At 35.8% G+C, this 17,136-nt stretch carries 19 protein-coding genes and 1 pseudogene; 9 read left to right on the forward strand and 11 right to left on the reverse strand.

The window, feature by feature from the left end; translation table 11 throughout:
* Positions 1 to 51 precede the first annotated feature (51 nt).
* Positions 52 to 1,767: a portal protein gene (locus tag DMB95_RS00195; protein ID WP_142930404.1), complete on the reverse strand. Its 1,716-nt coding sequence runs from the start codon at positions 1,765 to 1,767 to the stop codon at positions 52 to 54.
* 108 nt (positions 1,768 to 1,875) lie between these two features.
* Between DMB95_RS00195 and DMB95_RS09500 the strand changes: the two genes are divergently transcribed.
* On the forward strand, positions 1,876 to 2,025 hold the full coding sequence (locus tag DMB95_RS09500; RefSeq protein WP_185906669.1) for a hypothetical protein: 150 nt from the start codon (positions 1,876 to 1,878) through the stop codon (positions 2,023 to 2,025).
* On the forward strand, positions 2,022 to 2,408 hold the full coding sequence (locus DMB95_RS00200) for a type II toxin-antitoxin system death-on-curing family toxin (RefSeq protein ID WP_142930405.1): 387 nt from the start codon (positions 2,022 to 2,024) through the stop codon (positions 2,406 to 2,408). The genes DMB95_RS09500 and DMB95_RS00200 overlap by 4 nt, the downstream gene beginning before the upstream one ends.
* Before the next feature lie 32 nt (positions 2,409 to 2,440).
* Here DMB95_RS00200 and DMB95_RS00205 read toward each other — a convergent pair whose 3' ends face one another.
* The 4 genes from DMB95_RS00205 to DMB95_RS00220 all read right to left on the reverse strand — a co-directional run bounded on the left by DMB95_RS00205 (position 2,441) and on the right by DMB95_RS00220 (position 4,631).
* Positions 2,441 to 2,692: a hypothetical protein gene (locus DMB95_RS00205; RefSeq protein WP_142930406.1), complete on the reverse strand. Its 252-nt coding sequence runs from the start codon at positions 2,690 to 2,692 to the stop codon at positions 2,441 to 2,443.
* Positions 2,693 to 3,391: a hypothetical protein gene (locus DMB95_RS00210; RefSeq protein ID WP_142930407.1), complete on the reverse strand. Its 699-nt coding sequence runs from the start codon at positions 3,389 to 3,391 to the stop codon at positions 2,693 to 2,695.
* Positions 3,392 to 3,755: 364 nt separating this feature from the next.
* Positions 3,756 to 4,160 (reverse strand): hypothetical protein, encoded by a 405-nt coding sequence (locus tag DMB95_RS00215; protein WP_142930408.1) that lies wholly within the window; start codon positions 4,158 to 4,160, stop codon positions 3,756 to 3,758.
* Positions 4,161 to 4,631 carry a hypothetical protein gene (locus DMB95_RS00220; protein WP_142930409.1) on the reverse strand — a complete coding sequence of 157 codons (471 nt, stop codon included), beginning with the start codon at positions 4,629 to 4,631 and terminating at the stop codon, positions 4,161 to 4,163.
* 267 nt (positions 4,632 to 4,898) lie between these two features.
* Here DMB95_RS00220 and DMB95_RS00225 point away from each other — a divergent pair, with 267 nt between their 5' ends.
* A complete protein-coding gene (locus tag DMB95_RS00225; RefSeq protein WP_142930410.1) occupies positions 4,899 to 6,119 on the forward strand; it encodes an argininosuccinate synthase in 1,221 nt (406 codons plus the stop codon).
* A 66-nt stretch (positions 6,120 to 6,185) separates the two neighbouring features.
* On the opposite strand, the gene DMB95_RS00230 is transcribed toward DMB95_RS00225, so the two are convergent.
* Together DMB95_RS00230 and DMB95_RS00235 are read right to left on the reverse strand one after the other, a co-directional pair.
* Positions 6,186 to 6,860: a DUF4234 domain-containing protein gene (locus tag DMB95_RS00230; RefSeq protein WP_142930411.1), complete on the reverse strand. Its 675-nt coding sequence runs from the start codon at positions 6,858 to 6,860 to the stop codon at positions 6,186 to 6,188.
* Between the two features lie 102 nt (positions 6,861 to 6,962).
* Positions 6,963 to 7,613: a hypothetical protein gene (locus DMB95_RS00235; protein ID WP_142930412.1), complete on the reverse strand. Its 651-nt coding sequence runs from the start codon at positions 7,611 to 7,613 to the stop codon at positions 6,963 to 6,965.
* Positions 7,614 to 7,798: 185 nt separating this feature from the next.
* Here DMB95_RS00235 and rplI point away from each other — a divergent pair, with 185 nt between their 5' ends.
* The 3 genes from rplI to hslU are packed head-to-tail and all read left to right on the forward strand — an operon-like array spanning position 7,799 to position 10,103.
* Entirely contained in the window at positions 7,799 to 8,242 is a 444-nt protein-coding gene (gene rplI / locus DMB95_RS00240) for a 50S ribosomal protein L9 (protein ID WP_142930413.1), read from the forward strand.
* A complete protein-coding gene (gene hslV, locus DMB95_RS00245) occupies positions 8,242 to 8,787 on the forward strand; it encodes an ATP-dependent protease subunit HslV (RefSeq protein WP_137632856.1) in 546 nt (181 codons plus the stop codon). The genes rplI and hslV overlap by 1 nt, the downstream gene beginning before the upstream one ends.
* Positions 8,784 to 10,103, forward strand: a complete 1,320-nt coding sequence (gene hslU, locus DMB95_RS00250; RefSeq protein ID WP_142930414.1) for an ATP-dependent protease ATPase subunit HslU — start codon at positions 8,784 to 8,786, stop codon at positions 10,101 to 10,103. The genes hslV and hslU overlap by 4 nt, the downstream gene beginning before the upstream one ends.
* A gap of 87 nt (positions 10,104 to 10,190) precedes the next feature.
* Here hslU and DMB95_RS00255 read toward each other — a convergent pair whose 3' ends face one another.
* The gene (locus DMB95_RS00255; protein ID WP_142930415.1) at positions 10,191 to 11,525 is read right to left on the reverse strand and encodes a hypothetical protein; all 1,335 of its coding nucleotides are present in this window, start codon (positions 11,523 to 11,525) and stop codon (positions 10,191 to 10,193) included.
* A 204-nt stretch (positions 11,526 to 11,729) separates the two neighbouring features.
* On the opposite strand from DMB95_RS00255, the gene era reads away from it, so the two are divergent.
* From era to DMB95_RS00270, 3 genes are read left to right on the forward strand one after another with little or no spacing between them, the layout of a single operon-like run.
* A complete protein-coding gene (gene era, locus DMB95_RS00260; RefSeq protein WP_142930416.1) occupies positions 11,730 to 12,602 on the forward strand; it encodes a GTPase Era in 873 nt (290 codons plus the stop codon).
* Positions 12,592 to 13,734, forward strand: a complete 1,143-nt coding sequence (locus DMB95_RS00265; protein ID WP_142930417.1) for a threonine/serine exporter family protein — start codon at positions 12,592 to 12,594, stop codon at positions 13,732 to 13,734. Before era ends, DMB95_RS00265 begins: the two co-directional genes overlap by 11 nt.
* The gene (locus DMB95_RS00270; protein ID WP_142930418.1) at positions 13,727 to 14,257 is read left to right on the forward strand and encodes a hypothetical protein; all 531 of its coding nucleotides are present in this window, start codon (positions 13,727 to 13,729) and stop codon (positions 14,255 to 14,257) included. Before DMB95_RS00265 ends, DMB95_RS00270 begins: the two co-directional genes overlap by 8 nt.
* Here the strand turns inward: DMB95_RS00270 and DMB95_RS00275 are convergent.
* From DMB95_RS00275 to DMB95_RS00285, 3 genes and pseudogenes are all read right to left on the reverse strand, one after another.
* Positions 14,251 to 14,658 carry an META domain-containing protein gene (locus DMB95_RS00275; protein WP_162056615.1) on the reverse strand — a complete coding sequence of 136 codons (408 nt, stop codon included), beginning with the start codon at positions 14,656 to 14,658 and terminating at the stop codon, positions 14,251 to 14,253. The genes DMB95_RS00270 and DMB95_RS00275 overlap by 7 nt on opposite strands.
* 65 nt (positions 14,659 to 14,723) lie before the next feature.
* On the reverse strand, positions 14,724 to 16,316 hold the full coding sequence (locus DMB95_RS00280; protein WP_142930420.1) for a methyl-accepting chemotaxis protein: 1,593 nt from the start codon (positions 16,314 to 16,316) through the stop codon (positions 14,724 to 14,726).
* A 183-nt stretch (positions 16,317 to 16,499) separates the two neighbouring features.
* Positions 16,500 to 17,126, reverse strand: a pseudogene (locus DMB95_RS00285) (methionine ABC transporter permease); the annotation flags it as partial.
* Positions 17,127 to 17,136: the final 10 nt, after the last annotated feature.

A 17,136-nucleotide genomic window follows, 5' to 3' on the forward strand; every position in this document is an offset into this window, starting at 1 on the left:
AAGGTTGAAAGTCAAAAAGCAAGGCTTAAAAAGCAAAATCCACCCTTTCACTCATCTTAGATCAATGCCTTTTTCTCTTGGGCTTTGTGTTTGATCTTCGTTGTTTGCGTTTTGCTGGGCGATTTGATTTGCTAGCTCGCCTTGAGCGGTGTATTTGTAGGCTTTTGCTTCAAGCTCGCTGATCTTTGCTTGCATTTCTTTGATCGCAAGTTGCATTTGCATTTCTTGCATTTTAGCCTCTTGGGGCGAGCTTTGAGCTTGCGCTTCTTCAGCCTGCGCTAAAAGCTCTTCTAAATCCTCAGCGATTGGGCTGTTTGTGTCTTTGAGCATTAAAGGCAGGATATTTGCGACGATGTCAGGGCGGATTGAAGCTATGGTTTTAAGCATTTCGCTCCAGTGTGCAAATCGCTCTTCTCTACCTTGAGTTTTCAGCTGTGTTTGATAGATAAGATCAAATTTGCCCACTTTGATGGTGTTTTCTTCGCTGTCATTGATCGTAAAAAAGCGTTCGCCCACCTTTTTATCCACGATTTTAAACACTTGCTTTTTGGTAAAATAGTGCATAATCAGATCAAGAGCCTTGCGGAAGATGTCTTTATCCATCTCATCGCTGGTTTTGATGTATTCGCTCAGCCCCATAAGTCCAGCATCTCTTCTTTGTGCGATTGCTACGCCACTTTGGCGGTTTATGGCTGTGCCTAGTGCTTCATCGTTTAGCCCGCTTAAAATTTTAGCGAGGTTGCGTTTTTCATTTGCCTTTTGAGAAAGCACACTGATATCGGCGTGATGTTGCACGAAGTGGATTTTGTTCTCTTTTAATGCCCCATCTCTGACCTTGACGATCGCATTATCAAGGCTTGCCTCGCTGATAAAGCTTTGCGCATCAATGACAGCACCTTCTTCAAAAAAGGCTTTGAGCGAGCCCATCATATTTGCCATACGATTTTCAGCAAAGTTAATATAATCTTGCAGTGGCTTAATATCCCTAAAAAGCCCATACCAGCGGTGTTTTTCATCGATTGAATACTTGGCGATGACAAAGGGGTGCGAAGCGGTTTTAAAGGGCGCTTTTTCATACAGATAAAGCTGCCCTTTTTCGCTGAAGCAGTAGCGGTTAAAACTACTCATTTTCTTGCCGTTTTCATCAAAATCATCTTCTTTAATCCAACTTTCAATGATAGTTGTTCGTGGCTCGTATTCGTCCAACTCATCGATGATCACATCTTCGCCAAAAAGCCTTCTTGCCTCGCTTGCACTTAAATTTAAACGGCGATGAAAACGGCGCGCGTCGCTGGCGTCTTTTTCAAGAGAGAATTTATCGATGATAAAACAATCACTTGGCACATTTTCAAGCTCGATATGAAAATCCCCTTCCTCATCTTGCACGATCCAAAGGCACATTACAGCCATACCAAAGATGAGCTCTTTATCTCTTTTGATGATCTCTTTATCAAAGCTTTTTTGCTGAGAAAAAACCTTTAAGATATCATTTAAAAGCGTGGCTTTGGCTTTATCCTCGACTTGACGCCCTGAAAGCTTGACTTCTTGGATACTTTCGCTTTTATAGCCTAGGATTTTAGCCACGATCATTTTATAAATATTCTCAATAATGGGCGTTTGCCCCCTTTCTTTAATCACTGCAAGCACATCAGAGGGAAGCTGGTTGCCATGATAATACTCCTTTGCCTCATAATACTCTTTAATGCTGCTTTCATTTGCCTTGCGATCCATTTCATAAAGGGCTTTAAGCTCGGTTATAGTTTTCATTTGCTTTGCTTTTTTTGGAATTAACTTTTTTTAAGTTTTTTTGGTTAGAATTTAGCCTAAAAACAAACGCAAAAAAAGGGTTAAGCCAAAACAAAAAAAGGAAAAAGTATGCAAACAACAGCTAAAAGCGTGGCTGAGAAAAAAAACAAAGACGAGTTTAGCCAAAGGCAAGCCGTTAAAAAAACTATGCAAAAAATGGAAAAAGAGCTTGACAAACCTGCTATTAAAGCCGTATTTGAGCGATTAAAGGATAAATGAATTATATAAGACTTGATGAAGCCATCGCCATACACGATAAAATCATTGAAAAAATAGGTGGCTTAGGCGGATACAATGAACAACAAATCGTTTATCTAGCTAGTGCTTTAGAGCACATAAAAAACGATGAGTATTATCCTAGTATCGCCGATAAAATCACTCATTTAATGTTTTCTTGCATACAATTTCACCCATTTTTAGACGCAAATAAACGCACTTCGATATTTTTAGCTATGCACTTTTTGGATTTGGAGGGTATTTACAGCGATGAATTTGCTGAACTTATGGAAAATGTCGTCGTAAATGTAGCCAGCGGCTTAACTTCAAAAGATGAATTAAACCAAGTGATACAACAATTCATCACTGAAAAAAGCCACAAATAAGCCTTTGTGCTCTAGGGCTTGCCCTTTGCTTGTTATCTTGTGTTTTTGGTATAAAGCTTGATCTCATATCTTTTAATCACTTGCTTTTGTTGCACTTCAAATGCAAGTTTAAAAAGGTTCATACTCAAGCAAATCGGGCAATAACACGAGTAAAAAAACTCTTTTTCTTTTGCCCTAAACAATTCTTTAAACTCAGCCTTAAACTCATCACTATCGTTTAAACTAAAGACATTGTCGCATTTTTCGCAAGTTACATAGGCATTTTTAAACTTAAATACTCTCATTTAAAATCTCTGCGTTGGTAAGTCTTGTGTGTTTTTGCGCGCAGCAAGCAAGGGCTGAAGCATCCAAGGAACTTTTGGGCTTTGAGCGGGCTGGGGCTGGGTAGCTGGGCTTGGCTGGGGTTCAGTGGCTGGGCTTGGGCTTGGCTGGCTGGACAAAGGAGCTGGGCTGGCTTGATTTTCAGTAGTGCTTGGCTGGCTTGAGTTAGCAGGAGCGTTTGAAGCAAGTTGTGTTTGAGTGGCTGGGCTGGACGAAGGAGCAGACTGCGTTTGAGTATCATCTTTTTCAGTGGTGGCTGGGCTTTGAGCGTCATCTTTTTTATACCGCGTGTCATCCATTAATTTAAAATCTTTCTTCATTTGCTTTGTCTGTTCGTGCGTTGCGTTTGCATTGGCGTTCATATTCCACGCTTGAGCCTTGCCGACTTTTTCATTAATCGCCATTTGCCTTTGATTTAAGACGTGTTGCGTATCAAACTGGCGGGCTTTTTCTAAAAGCAAGTCCTTATTTGCCTTTGTTTGCTCCTCAAGTTGCCTTCTTTTAAGCAAATGATCCCTATACTCGCTAAAATAGCTCATCGCTGAGTTTAAGCCTTGCTGGATACCTTGCGTCATCGATGCTGTCGTGTTTTGCATAGCTTGAGCGTTTGCGATCATCCCGCTAAGTGCTGAACTCCCTGCGTTGATATTTTCTCTTGGCATTTTAATTTCCTTTCTTTTTTTTATTTACTTTCACCGCAGAAGCGAAGCTCCTGCTAAAGTAACAAACCTAAAGGCTTCCCGACCCTTTTTTTGCTTACGCAACTGCAAGCAGAAGCTTCGCAAAAAGCCCCTTGTCTGGTGTGCCCAACTTTTCTTTCATTCAAGCTAAAGCAACTTCTGCTTGCAGTTACGAGTGCAACGCACGAAGTAAAAACCTAAAGGCTACCCGAGCTTTTTTTCGCAAGCGAAAAGCCCCCGCTCTGGTGTGCCCAACTTTTTTGTATCCTCTGTCTGGTTGCCAACTTTTTGCTATTCTTGTGGCTTTTGAGCTAAGCTTTTAGCTTGCCCCGATCTTTTTTTGCTTTTATTGAGCAAAAAGCCTCCTGCAAAGCTTTTGATAGGCTTTGTTGATGATGTATTCTTCGCCCTTTTCTTGCAAAATCAAATCAAAATCCAAAAACAAAGCGATCATCTTTTTATCAAAGGTATCAGCGTTTTGATGGTGCAAGTTGTGGCATAAAAAGTGCTCTAAAAAAGCAAGATTAAGCTTTGAAAAGTCAAAATTTTTCAAAGCATGCTCAAATTCTAAAACCCCCTTGCCCTCATACACCCTAAAAATCAGCCTTTCCTCGCTTTGATAATACCCGCCAAAACGGCTCAGCTCAAGCTCGTTTTCGCCCTGTTTGAGCTTTAAAAGGGCTGATTTTGAGTTTGAAAAGCGATCCTTTTTGACGCAGTTTAAAGCACGAGGCAAGCTAATAAGACGCATTTACAGCCTTTGAGTTGGCAAAAGCTCGTAATTTGAGGCTGATTTTGCCAAAGCCTCGTTGTTTTGCTTGCGTTCATTTTCTCGCTCTTTGTAGCGGGCGTTTTCGGTGTGAAATTGCTCTTTTAAAAGATTTTGTTGCTCTTTTTGAAGCTTGAGATTTTCTTTGCCCATTTTCCACGAATTAAACGAGTTTAAAAGGCTCAAGCCACTCATAGCTAGATTTGCACCAAGCCCTATTTTATCGGTGAAAAGTTGCTGATTTTTCAAGGCTGTATCCGCTTGCAAGTTTGCAATTTGCGAGTTTTGCAAGGTTGGATTTGAAAGAGAATTGCTCAAATCACTTTGCGTTAAAAACCCTGCCGCATTTGTGGCATTTTTTGACGCGAAGGTGTTTTGAAACGCCCTTGTTGGCGGGCTGGCTTGATAAGCATTGTTTGAAAAGGAGTTGGTGCTTAGATCAATCATACTCATTTGCATATCCTTTTTTGCGTTTGAGTATAGGCATTTTTGGCGTTGAAAAAAAGGGTTAAATGCAAAAAAGCGTGCAAAGCGTGCTAACGCTGTGTTGATTTGAGCTAGATTTGATTTAAAATGACTAAAATTTATTGTTTTCTAAGAGTTTTTTATATGCCACAAAATCAAATTTTTCAGCTAAATTTGACTTTTGTTTAATTGTCATATAAACATTTTTTCGTTAGAATACTTGCTTAAATACCACAAAAACCTTAAGGAAAAACGATGAAAAATGAGATCAAAAAAGTCGTTCTAGCTTACTCAGGCGGGTTAGATACGAGCATTATCTTAAAATGGCTTCAAGATGAGTATAAATGCGAGGTTGCAACCTTTACAGCTGACATAGGACAAGGCGAAGAACTAGAACCAGCTCGTCAAAAAGCCCTAGCTTTAGGCATAAAACCAGAAAATGTCTTTATTAAAGACTTAAAAGATGAATTTGTGAAAGATTATGTTTTTCCTATGTTTAGGGCAAATGCTATTTATGAAGGCGAGTATTTGCTTGGCACAAGTATAGCGCGTCCTTTAATAGCTAAAACTCAAGCCTTAATAGCAGCTCAAACAGGAGCTGATGCGGTAAGTCATGGCGCTACAGGCAAGGGTAACGATCAGGTGCGTTTTGAGTTAGGATACTTAGCTATAAACTCAAATTTAAAAATCATCGCCCCTTGGAGAGAATGGGATTTAAATAGTCGTGAAAAACTCTTAGCCTATGCTCAAAAACACGGCATTGATATAAGCAAGAAAAAGGGCAAGTCTCCCTACTCAATGGACGCAAATTTACTTCATATCTCTTATGAGGGTTTAGAGCTTGAAAATCCAGCCATAGCTCCAAATGAAGATATGTGGCGATGGACAAAAAGTCCAAAAGATGCTCCAAATGAAAGCCAGATCATAGAGCTTGAGTTCGCAAAGGGTGATTTAGTGGCTATTGACGGACAGAAAATGAACCCTGCCGCACTTTTAGCAAAGCTTAATGAACTTGGGGCAAAACATGGCATAGGACGTCTTGATATCGTTGAAAACCGCTTTGTAGGTATGAAATCACGCGGTTGTTATGAAACACCGGGCGGAACAATACTACTTAAAGCACACAGAGCTATTGAGAGCATTACTCTTGATAGAGAAGCAGCTCATCTTAAAGATGAACTTATGCCAAAATACGCTCATTTGATCTATAATGGCTTTTGGTTTAGCCCTGAAAGACTTATGCTTCAAGCGCTCATTGATGAAAGTCAAAAGCACGCCAATGGACTTGTGCGCCTTGAGCTTTACAAAGGTAGTGTAATGGTAGTAGGTAGAGAAAGTGCAAATGATAGCCTCTTTAATGCAGCATACTGCACCTTTGAAGAAGATGAAGTGTATAACCAAAAAGACGCTGAAGGCTTTATCAAGCTTAACGCCTTACGTTTCATCATCGCTGGCAAAGCTGGAAGGAAGTTTTAACCTTAACTTTGATCTAAACTCAAGCCTTAAAATGCTGGCTTGAGTTTAGATTTAGTTATAAATTTATCAATCGTTAGGATTATTTGGTGTATTTTTAATCCTTTCTAGTCTTTCATTTTCTAAGGCTTTAAAATCTATCAAGTATTTAAAATCTGAGTCTGATAAATCAGATCTGCAAATAACTGCTTCTTTATCATCTACTACATTTAAGTAATATTCTTTAACTCTTGGCACTAAGATATTTTTATAGAGTTCTTTTATACTCTCATCTTGACCCGCATGAATGATATAGGCTACTCTAAATAATCTTCCCTTATTGCTAAGTATATAAAAATCAGTAGTTGAATGCGGAATCATTGGTGGAAAATCCCGACCATATATAGGAAGCTCTAAAGATAGCGTTTTTGTTTTACCTAAATATCTTTTAAAAACAAGTTTATCCTTTGTAGCATATACTGCTTTTTGATTAAACAATCTAAAAATAGAATAAAGTGGATAAACAAACAATACCAAGAATATAAATAAAAATGACATATAATGCCCAAAACCGGGATTTACCCATTTTGCTGCTTTATTCATAGTAAGCCAATAAAAACCATAAATATAAATCATATGTCCTGCTACAGCTATGCAAAACCACACTTTTGAATCTCCCTCATATTCCCAAATAATCTCATCTCCATTTTCATCATATTTTTTGTTTTGTGTTAAATTTAGGTTTTCTTTATTATTTTCATTCATTTTTTAACTCCTCCTCCAAAATCTTTACGAATAATAAAAACCTGTGTAAAATCTTGCTCACAAAAGCAAAATTCCAAAGGCATATAAATAGCTTCATTTTCTTTATTGTGTATTTTTAAGCCTTTCTAATCTTTCGTTTTCTAAAGCCTTTAAATCTATTAATTTATTAAAATCGGACATAGATAAAATTAATATGCAAGTAAGTGCTTCCTTTTCATCTGCTATATTTAAGACATATTCTTTAACTCTTGGTAATAAAATATTTTTACGAAGCTCATCTATACTTTCATCTTCCATCCCATAAATAATATAAGCTTTTCTATCAAAGAATTTTCTCTCACCACCAAGTATATAAAAATCAGTAGTTGAGTGTGGGAGGCGTGATATATAATTTGATGTGTATATAGGAAGCTCCAAAGATAGTATTGTTGGCTTGCCTAAATATCTTTTAAAAATAAGTTTATCTTTTGTAGCATATACTGCTTTTTGATTAAATAATCTAAAAATAGAATAAAGTGGATAAGCAGCCATTAGCAAAAATATAAATAAAAATGACATATAATGCCCAAAACCGGGATTTACCCACTTTGCTACTTTATTTATAGTAAGCCAATAAAAACCATAAATGGCAATCATATTTACCACCACAGCCACATGAAACCACATTTTATCCTCTTTATACTCCCAAATAATCTCATCACCATTTTCATCGTATTTTTTATTTTGTGTTGAATTTAAGTTTTCTTTATCCAAAAATACTCCTTCAATCTCATTTCATATCCAAATAAAGCCCCTTGCATTTTACGACAAGTGCCAAAACCAAAATTCGAGTTTAAATTTGCGTAAAGATTATATGCAATTTTATTTAAATTTCAGCTTGTAAAACTAAGATTAAACATAAAATGTTACAATTGTCTTTTTTACAAAAAGGATAAAAAATGAAAGTATTATTAATCAAAGATGTTAAAGCTCTTGGCAAGGCTGGAGAGATCAAAGAAGTAAAAGATGGCTACGGACAAAATTTTTTAATCGCTAAAGGTTTAGCTAAAGCTGCTACAAATGAAGTTTTAAAGCAATTTGAAGCCGAGCAAAGAAAAAAGGCTGAGAATTTGCGTTTTGAGCTTGCAAATTTAGAAAAGCTTAAAGATGAATTAGCCAAAGTAAATTTAGAGATCAAGAAGCCAGTAGGTGCTAATGGCTCGCTTTTTGGCGGGGTGACAAAAGATGAGATTGCTACAGCTTTAAAAGAGCAATGCGGCTTTGAGCTTGATAAAAAAAGCTTAGAATGTGATACTATAAAAACGCTTGGTTTGCATGAGATTAGCGTCAAACTTGGACATGCTATACATGCAAGTTTTAAACTTAATGTAAAGGCTGAATAATGTTTCACGCGACGACAATTTTAGCTTATAAGGGCAAAAACAAATCCGTCATAGGTGGAGACGGACAGGTAAGCTTTGGCAACACTGTGCTTAAAGGCAATGCTGTAAAAATTCGCAAACTTAACAATGGCAAGGTTTTAGCCGGCTTTGCAGGAAGCACAGCTGATGCTTTTAACCTTTTTGATATGTTTGAAAATTTGCTTAGTGCTTCAAAGGGTGATTTGCTTAAAGCTGCGATTGATTTTAGCAAAGAATGGCGGAAAGATAAATACCTCAGAAAGCTTGAAGCTATGATGCTTGTGCTTGATAGAGAACATATCTTTTTGCTTTCTGGCACAGGTGATGTGGTCGAGCCAGAAGATGGGCAAATCGCAGCCATAGGAAGTGGCGGAAATTTCGCCCTTAGCGCAGCTAGAGCCTTAGCTAAACACACCAAGCTAGATGAAGAAGTGCTGGTAAAAGATAGCTTGCAGATCGCAGGCGAGCTTTGCATATATACAAATACAAACATAAAAACTTATGTCATAGAGGATACAAAACAATGAATTTAACCCCAAAAGAAATAGTTGAGTTTTTAGATGATTATGTCATAGGACAAAAAAATGCCAAAAAAATCATAGCTATAGCCCTAAGAAACCGCTACCGCAGAATGCAGCTTTCTAAAGAGCTTCAAGATGATATTACCCCTAAAAATATCTTGATGATAGGCTCAACTGGGGTTGGAAAAACTGAGATTGCAAGAAGATTAGCTAAGATGATGGGCTTTCCTTTTGTCAAGGTTGAAGCAAGTAAATATACTGAAGTTGGCTTTGTAGGACGCGATGTAGAAAGTATGGTAAGAGACTTAGCAAATGCAGCTTTAACTTTAGTAAAAAACGAACAAAGAGAGAAAAATCAAGAAAAAATCGATGAATTCATAGAAAATAAAATCCTTGAAAAACTACTCCCACCCCTACCAAAAGGCATAAGCGAAGAAAAGCAAAATGAATACGCAAACAGCCTTGAAAAAATGCGCGCAAAGCTTAAAGATGGCAAGCTTGATGAAAGCGTGATCGAGGTAGAAATTTCACAAAGTATGTTTGATACCAATCCAAATTTACCGCCTGAAATGGGAGCTATGCAAGATATAGTAAAGGTTATAGGCGTTGGAAGCAAAAAAGTCAAAAAAGAAATGAAAATAAAAGATGCCAAAAATGCCCTTCAAAGCGAAGCAAGTGAGAAAATTTTAGATATGGAAAGCATTAAAAGTGAAGCCTTAAAAAGGGCTGAAAATGAAGGCATTATCTTTATCGATGAGATTGATAAAGTCGCTGTTTCAAGTTCTAACTCAAGCAGGCAAGATCCAAGCAAAGAAGGCGTGCAAAGGGATTTGCTGCCTATAGTAGAAGGCTCAAGCGTGCAAACTAAAATTGGCACCTTAAAAACCGATCATATACTTTTCATCGCAGCTGGAGCTTTTCATTTAAGCAAACCAAGTGATTTAATCCCAGAGCTTCAAGGACGTTTTCCTTTAAGAGTAGAGCTTGACAGCCTTGATGATAAGGCACTTTATGCCATACTTACGCGCCCTAAAAACTCGCTTCTTAAACAATACGAACAGCTTTTAGCGACTGAAAAAGTAAGGCTTGAATTTAAAGATGAAGCCATTTTAAAAATCGCACAAATTGCAAGCAAAGCAAATGAACAAATGCAAGATATTGGCGCAAGAAGATTACACACCGTGATTGAAAAGCTTCTTGAGGATTTAAGCTTTGAGGCTGATTTGCACGCTGGCAAGGACTTTGTGGTTGATGAGGCTATGGTTGAAGAAAAACTTGGCTCTATTATAGAAGATAAAGACTTAGCAAGATATATATTGTGAAGCTTTTTTAAAGCGATAATTATCAGCGGAAAGATAAAAGAGTATTTTTATTCATTTTGTCTTTGCGCAAAAATAATCCTAGTTTAATCAATCTCTCAATTTTATCTTTTTAACAAAGTCTTTCACTGGCTTTTCTACTTCATTTTTCATCGTGTCTGTATCGCATTCTCCACCAGTGCAAATAAAGCCTGTGTCTTCCTCATAATAATACCCATGCCCTGAAAAGCGTGAAAGATCACTTAAATATCCTAAAGTTTTAGTTATCTTGCTTAGCTTATCTTTAAATTCTTTTGGGAAAAAGGTATCATAAAGCTCAAAGTTATGAAGGTATTTTATAGAAAAAATATCAAGGAAATAAGGCTCTGAACCTGAATACTCTCCTTTTAAATCCGCGCTATCTTGCAAGGTGTTTGTAGCAAGAAGCAAGATTCCCATAAGATAAACTCTTTGCACACAAGCTTGCTTTTGCTCTTGGGTGCTAAAACCATAACGCACTATGCTTAAATATGCATACAAAGGCACTCCATTATCGCCTAGTATCTCATTTGTCTCTTGCACCTCTTTTTCGTTGTTATTATAATCCAGAAAAAAACAACGCATATTATCTCTATATTCCAAAAGATTCTTATTAAATGTTTTTAAATTTGCTCTTGTAGTTTGCCCTAGCTTTGTGTCTTTTGGAATGCTATTAAGTATGCCAAAATAAAGTTTTGAATAAAGTTTGTCTAAACTCGCTGTTTCTTTATTACTACAAATAAGCTTTTCAACCTCACTCTTTGCCTTTGTGCAATCAAAGCTAGGCTTGATAAGCTCATTTGTGTGAGCGATGAGTTTTCCTGTTTTATCTATGAGGTTGTCTTGGGCTGCTTTTTGAAGTATGTTTTTAAGTAAAAATTCACTATTGCTATGTGATTTCATAAACTCATAATACTCTTTAGGATTTGGTGTAAAAATTTCATCAAAGATATGTTTATACTTAGGATTTTCATAGATAAAATTACTCAGTTCATAAAAAGACTCGCCAAATTCATCTTGCATACAAGAAGTTAATTCAAGATCTGGAATTATAGGATTAGCATCCTCTGGCAGGTCAATATTACTAGCCATCTCTTCACATTCATCTTGTTTTGCAAGCATATTCTTAACCATATTGTTAATTTTATGCTTATCTTGTGTGCTTATATGTTCTGCAAGTATTTTATAATAACTTGAATAAAAATGCCCCATTATCATGGTAAGCTTATCCTCATATGCATTCATAGCACCAGTAAGACTACACACACCTATTTTAATATCCTTAGCCAATGATACTTCACATTCTCCAGGGGTTATTTCATCGTATTCTTGGTGTATCATCTCATCAAGATCTAAAGCTTGAAGCCATGTAAAGCTTAAGATTAAAATCACAAGTAGTTTTTTCATTATTTGTCCTTTAAGATTAAATTTCTTTTTTATTCTTTATAAGGGTATTATTAAAGCTTTTTTGAAGCTTAAAAAGCGATATTATAACTTATTTTGTTTATATTGATGAGCTGAAATTTGTTTTTAAACTTAAATTTAGCTTGAAAATAAAAATTTATCTGCAAATTAGTGTAAAATATCATCATTACACTCAAAGGATTTTGTATGCAAAAAGCGGGCTTTATCTCTGTTATAGGGCGAACCAATGCTGGCAAAAGCTCGATGATTAATTCTTTGCTGGGTGAAAATCTTGCTATTATTTCTCACAAAAGAAATGCTACGCGTCGTAAAATCAATGCCATTGTTATGCACGAAAACAATCAACTCATTTTCATCGATACGCCAGGACTGCATAAAAGTCAAAAAGTTTTTAATCAAAAACTCGTAGAAATCGCTCTTAAAAGCATAGAAGGGGTTGATCTTGTGCTTTTTGTAGCAAGCATTAAAGATGATTTGAGTGAGTATAAAGACTTTTTAAGCTTAGCCTGCAAGGTTCCGCATATCGTGATTTTAAATAAGATCGATTTGGTGGATAATGCGTATTTGCTTGCTAAGATGAATGAGTATTCAAGCTTAAGCGAGCATTTTAAGGCTTTGCTTCCTTACTCAAGCAAGCAAAAAAGTGCTAAAAAAGCCTTGCTTGATGCAGTTGTTAAACTCTTGCCTGAGCACCCACACTACTATGATAGCGAGCTTTTAAGCAGTGCAAAGGAAAAGGATATTTATAAGGATTTTATACTTGAAGCGATTTTTGAGAGTTTTAGTGATGAGCTTCCTTATCAATGCGAGCTTGAAATTTCACGTTTTAAAGCAAAAGAACATATACTTTTCATTGACGCAAATATCATCACTTCAAGTCATAGCCACAAAGCTATGATTATCGGTAAAAATGCTGTAGCCTTAAAAAGACTTGGCAAAAACGCAAGGATAAGGATAGAAAAATTTGCTCAAAAAAAAGTTATGCTCAATCTTTTTGTGCAAGTGAAAAAAAACTGGGATAAAGATGAAGACTTTCTTAAGCAAATTCTTGAACTTTAAACCCTTTAAAACTCAAGACATAAAAATACAAATTATTGCATTTGAAGATATTTTATACACCAATTTCAAGCTTGATGAGCTTGAAAATATCGATGAAGAAAACTTGTTTGAAAGAGCTTTGATAGAATTTGATATACAAGAAAGCCTAAGTTATGTGATGAGCTTTATCAAAAGCAAGGAAAGAGTGCATATCTTTTTAACTCTTTTTAAAAATTTACACACAAAAGATGATTTTGCCTTAAGCGAAGCTGTGATTTTAAGAAATTTGCAAAATCTGCATGCGGATTTAAGCCAAGCATTTGCAACGCTTGTTTTGCAAGATGAATATGCTTTTATCGCCTTTTTTAAGCAAGATGAGTTTTTGTATTGCAAAAATATCCCCAAACTTTGCCTTAATGCTTTTAAAAACAAAAGCATTCAAGAACAAGAAAAGTTTTGCATAGAAATTCTACTCACTCAAGCCAAGTGCGAGACGCTTTTAAAGCAGTATCAAAGCCAAACACTTTTGATTATCAACGATCATTTTAATCTTAGCAAAATGCTTCAAAATAAGCTTTTTATACAAATTCACAAAGAGCTAATAACACAAGATGAGCTTTACAAAAAGCTTGCAAAACTTGAGATAGAGCAAAATCAAGCTCAAGCCAATTTTCTAAGAAACATAAAACAAGGCTCATTTAGTGCTTTAAAAGGCTTGATTTTGAGTTTTTTACTTGCTTTTGTGCTAAGCTTTTGTGGTGGTTTAATTTATGCTTATCTTACGCATCACACCCTAAAAACAAACTTTCACAAACAAGCTAATCAGCTTTCATTAAACGAGCTTGAAGAACTTACTCAAAGCACAAATTTAAAACTTGAGGAAAAGCAAATTTTAATCAAAAGCTTAGAATCAGAGCTTGCTAGCACGATCACAAACCCTCTTTATACTCTTAGCAAACTCTTTGCTTTTTTAGATGAAAATGGCATAAGAATCATAAGCTTAGAGCTTGAAAATGAAAATTTAGTCAAAATCATTACGCAAGGCAATGAGAATAACTTCGAAAAACTTTATAACAATGATGATTTTATACTCAAGCAAAAAACAAGCAAAGATGGTCTATATGAATTACATTTAAGGATAAAAGATGAGTGAGAAGTTGAGCTTTTATCTTGATGGATTGAGTTTAAGAGAAAAAATTCTTCTTGGCATTATAAGCTTGCTTTTGGGTGTATTTTTGGGCTTAAAATTAGCTCAAATACTGAGTTTTTGGTATTATGATCCACAGAATTTAGAGCGCTTTTCAAACGAGCAAGGACAAATTCTAAAACTTTCTTCGCTCAAAGAAGAACAAAAACTCAATCTTAATGAACTTGAAAAAACGCTTTTAAAATTTAAAATCCCCTATCAAAAGCAACTTGACGAGCTTTATAAACTTGCTAATGCCAAGCACATACATTTTCATTCTATTAAAGATAAAAAAATAGAAAAAGAGTATTTTATAAGTCATAAACTTGAGCTTGAATTTGAAGCTGAATTTATGAAAACTATGCAGTTTTTAAAGGCTTTAGAGCAAACAAATATCGGTTTGAAGGGTTTAAGTCTTGTAAAAGATCAAGATAAAAAAGGACTTAAAGTCGCGATTTATCTTGATTTGCTTGTTTTGAAAGCTTATTGAAGGTGAATTTGTAAAGCTGGTGATTCAAGCACAAAGCCATTTTCATTCTTTTTAAGCTCAAAATCCCCTTTAAAAGAAGCTAAAAGCGCGTCTTCAAATATCATTGCTTCTGGATCGCAAAGCATCTTTGTGGAGCCTGAATTTTCAGCAATGCTAAGCTTGTTTTTATCTAAACTAAACTCGCCAAAAAAGCGGTTGCAGCCCGCAAAGCCATTAAATTTACCTTTTGAGAAGTTGATATTTGGTCTTTCTTGAGCCTTATACTCAAGCTCATCACCCAAAGCCACGATTTTAATAATCGTAAGATCTTTGTCTTCAAAGCCTAAAGCTTGATCTTGAGTATTTGAGCCGCAGCCGAGTAAAAAACCTGCAAGAAGGCTGGCTAAAACGATTTTTTTCATTGTGTTTCCTTTTTTTCGTAAATACATCACAAAAGTGTAACGAACTTGCGTAAATCAAAGTTTATTTAAATTTGAAAATGGCTTAACTCTTCTTCTAAGCTTTTACATACCACTTTAAGCTCATCAGCCACTTGAAGCAAGGCTTGTGAAATGCTTTCATTTTTGTTACTGATGATAACATTTTCCTTAACGCTACTTAAAAGAATTTCAATATTATTTTGAGACTTTTTAATCCTCTCAACGCATTCAAACACAAGATTTTTAGACTCTTCATTGCACGATTTTACCTCTTTAGCGTCTTGAGTTAAGGCTCTTGTATTTTCATCAAGAGAAGCTATAAACACCCCATTTTCTTTAAGTTCAGCACTGACCTGAGCTATGCTTTCTAAAAGCTCTTTAATGATAGCTGAAATTTTATCCAAAAACTCCTCACTGCTTTGAGCTAAATTTCTAATATCTTCTGCGATTACTGAAAAACCTCTGCCATAGCCTCCAGCTCTCGCAGCTTCTATGCCAGCATTTAGGGAAAGTAAATTTGTTTTATCCGCCACCTCGCTCATCATTTGTATGGCTTCTTTGATATTGTTTGCTTGCCCTACCATGTTGCTTACTTTTTGACTAAGTTGTGTTTCATTTTGAGTAACTTGTGTTACCTTGCTTGCTATATCAAAAAGTGAACTTAACATTTGATCAAGCACTTTGTATGATTTATCGTTTGCGTTATTTGCCTCAGTAGAAAGGTTTGCTAATTCATTTAAATCCTGTCCGACTTGAGTGCTTAGCTTAAAGCTTTCATCGATCTTTTCGTGGCTTTCTTTTGTGATTTGTGTTAGCTTGATGGCGTTTTCATTCAGTCTTGTGGATTGGTATTCGACATTTTTTGAGCTTTGATTGGTTGATTGCACGGCTTTGTGAATTTTTTCTATAAATTCATTGATATAAGTACAAGCCCTAGAAATTTCATCTTTACCTTTAATCTTAATACGTGCTTTTAAATTCCCACTTCCTTGTGCAAGCTCTCTTGCGTGATTTAAAAGCTCTAAAACGGGCTTTCCAACCACAAGTTTAAGCATAAAAAGCACCACAGCAACGGTTACAATAAGCGCTAAGGTAAAAATAACCATATAATTTTTACTCGTTTGTTGCAAATCCCTCTCAACGCCCTCAAGACTATGATAAACATCCATCACGCCGATAACTTCACCAAGCTTAGCATTGGCATGACAAGCCACGCAACTTTCATCAGCGATTAAAGGACGTATAAGTCTGAGGTAGTTTAGTCCTTGAATTTCTTGCTCTAAAGAAAGAAGTTTTGGGTTTTTAAACTGCTCTAAGATGAGCGTATCGCTTGAAATTTGGGGATTTTTCATCTCAAAAAGCTCTATCGTCTCTTTAGAAGGATAAATACTCACATCACTCACACCTTCCATACTCTTAGCCTCGTGTATAGCTTCTTCTATCTTTTGCGAATCGCCTAAATTCATCGCCATTTTAAGCGTTTGAAAAACAGAAGTGCTAATCGTATCTAAATTTTCTCTACTCATCTTTGAAAAAGTGTTTTTAAAATCCAAATACAAAATCACCTGAACGATAATAAAACTCACAAGTAGCACTATAAAGGTTACAGCAGATATTTTAAAGCCTATATTTTTAAACATTATCTTCCTTTTTTTCAAGCAAAATATCTATATTTTAGTTTAAAGATGATTAAAAAGTTATTAAATAAAAGCGTAATAAAAAAATCACGCTACTTTCAAGAAGTATTTTGTATTGAAAAAAAGCAGCTTAGGCTGAGTTTAAGCGGATAAGTTTTATGTATCCGCTTAAATGAAAAATTATTTTTTAGTGATTTTATAGGCTAAATTTCCTAGAATTTGTATAACTTGCACCAAAACAAGCAAAACAATCACGGTTAAAATCATCACATCGCTTTGAAAACGTTCATAACCATACCGAATAGCTACATCACCTAAACCTCCGCCTCCAACCGTGCCAGCCATAGCTGAAAAACCTACGACTACGATAAGCGTTAGGGTTATGCCATTAATAAGACTTGGTAAGCTTTCTACAAACATAACCTTAAAGATGATTTGGGCGTTGCTTGCTCCATAAGATTTTGCTGCTTCGATGATACTTTTATCAACTTCTTTTAATGAACTTTCTATCATCTTAGCTAAAAATGGAGCTATACCCAAAGTCAGTGGCACTATAGTTGCTGTTGTGCCTATACTTGTGCCTGTGATGATACGTGTTAGTGGCATTAAGACTATGATTAAGATGATAAAAGGAAAAGAACGCACAATATTGACGAAAAAATCAAGCACAGCATATAAGCTTTTATTTTCATTAAGCCCTCCTTTATCCCACACCGCAAGCAAAACGCCCGGGATTATAGCGAGCAAAAAGCCAGCAAAGGTTGAAACAAAAGTCATATATAAGGTTTCAAGTAAGGCTGGGCTTAAAATATCTATTAGTATC

The sequence above is a fragment of the Campylobacter sp. MIT 12-8780 genome (genome assembly GCF_006864535.1).
GTDB lineage: Bacteria > Campylobacterota > Campylobacteria > Campylobacterales > Campylobacteraceae > Campylobacter_D.

What these genes read in the sequence shown, in the direction of transcription:
- DMB95_RS00195 (WP_142930404.1), bottom strand. Translation starts at nt 1,767, where the DNA reads ATGAAAACTATAACCGAGCTTAAAGCCCTTTATGAAATGGATCGCAAG.
- DMB95_RS00225 (WP_142930410.1), top strand. Translation starts at nt 4,899, where the DNA reads ATGAAAAATGAGATCAAAAAAGTCGTTCTAGCTTACTCAGGCGGGTTA.
- DMB95_RS00230 (WP_142930411.1), bottom strand. Translation starts at nt 6,860, where the DNA reads ATGAATGAAAATAATAAAGAAAACCTAAATTTAACACAAAACAAAAAA.
- DMB95_RS00200 (WP_142930405.1), top strand. Translation starts at nt 2,022, where the DNA reads ATGAATTATATAAGACTTGATGAAGCCATCGCCATACACGATAAAATC.
- DMB95_RS00275 (WP_162056615.1), bottom strand. Translation starts at nt 14,658, where the DNA reads ATGAAAAAAATCGTTTTAGCCAGCCTTCTTGCAGGTTTTTTACTCGGC.
- DMB95_RS00220 (WP_142930409.1), bottom strand. Translation starts at nt 4,631, where the DNA reads ATGAGTATGATTGATCTAAGCACCAACTCCTTTTCAAACAATGCTTAT.
- era (WP_142930416.1), top strand. Translation starts at nt 11,730, where the DNA reads ATGCAAAAAGCGGGCTTTATCTCTGTTATAGGGCGAACCAATGCTGGC.
- DMB95_RS00215 (WP_142930408.1), bottom strand. Translation starts at nt 4,160, where the DNA reads ATGCGTCTTATTAGCTTGCCTCGTGCTTTAAACTGCGTCAAAAAGGAT.
- DMB95_RS00270 (WP_142930418.1), top strand. Translation starts at nt 13,727, where the DNA reads ATGAGTGAGAAGTTGAGCTTTTATCTTGATGGATTGAGTTTAAGAGAA.
- DMB95_RS09500 (WP_185906669.1), top strand. Translation starts at nt 1,876, where the DNA reads ATGCAAACAACAGCTAAAAGCGTGGCTGAGAAAAAAAACAAAGACGAG.
- hslU (WP_142930414.1), top strand. Translation starts at nt 8,784, where the DNA reads ATGAATTTAACCCCAAAAGAAATAGTTGAGTTTTTAGATGATTATGTC.
- DMB95_RS00205 (WP_142930406.1), bottom strand. Translation starts at nt 2,692, where the DNA reads ATGAGAGTATTTAAGTTTAAAAATGCCTATGTAACTTGCGAAAAATGC.
- DMB95_RS00210 (WP_142930407.1), bottom strand. Translation starts at nt 3,391, where the DNA reads ATGCCAAGAGAAAATATCAACGCAGGGAGTTCAGCACTTAGCGGGATG.
- rplI (WP_142930413.1), top strand. Translation starts at nt 7,799, where the DNA reads ATGAAAGTATTATTAATCAAAGATGTTAAAGCTCTTGGCAAGGCTGGA.
- DMB95_RS00255 (WP_142930415.1), bottom strand. Translation starts at nt 11,525, where the DNA reads ATGAAAAAACTACTTGTGATTTTAATCTTAAGCTTTACATGGCTTCAA.
- DMB95_RS00280 (WP_142930420.1), bottom strand. Translation starts at nt 16,316, where the DNA reads ATGTTTAAAAATATAGGCTTTAAAATATCTGCTGTAACCTTTATAGTG.
- hslV (WP_137632856.1), top strand. Translation starts at nt 8,242, where the DNA reads ATGTTTCACGCGACGACAATTTTAGCTTATAAGGGCAAAAACAAATCC.